General features: G+C 55.9%; 1 rRNA gene. It reads right to left on the bottom strand.

Features of this window, described 5'->3' with window-relative positions:
• Positions 1-106 (bottom strand): 5S ribosomal RNA (gene rrf, locus CBW22_RS24495); the annotation flags it as partial.
• Positions 107-381: the final 275 nt, after the last annotated feature.

Below are 381 nucleotides of genomic sequence, written 5' to 3'. Positions count from 1 at the left end.
TCCCTACTCTCGCATGGGGAGGCCCCACACTACCATCGGCGCTACGGCGTTTCACTTCTGAGTTCGGCATGGGGTCAGGTGGGACCACCGCGCTGTTGCCGCCAGGCAAATTCTTTGTGCGCGAAACGAATCTTTTCCACTGATGCCGCGTTGGCCGCCCTCGCAAAGTCAGTCACATACTCGTGTATGCTCCTTCCTTTCCTTCGGCCTGCCGCCTTGCCTCAGCGCAAAATCTTTCGTTTCCGCTAATTTTTCCGTCACAAGCTGAAAATTCTCCGGTCTCTCGGACCAAAACGCCTCTGGCGTTGTAAGGTTAAGCCTCACGGGTCATTAGTACCGGTTAGCTCAACGCATCGCTGCGCTTACACACCCGGCCTATCA

The sequence above is a fragment of the Pantoea sp. VS1 genome (assembly GCF_002207995.1).
Classification (GTDB): Bacteria; Pseudomonadota; Gammaproteobacteria; order Enterobacterales; family Enterobacteriaceae; genus Pantoea; species Pantoea dispersa.
The sequence above is the reverse complement of the archived record's forward strand: the minus strand, read 5'-3'. Positions and strand labels throughout refer to the sequence as shown.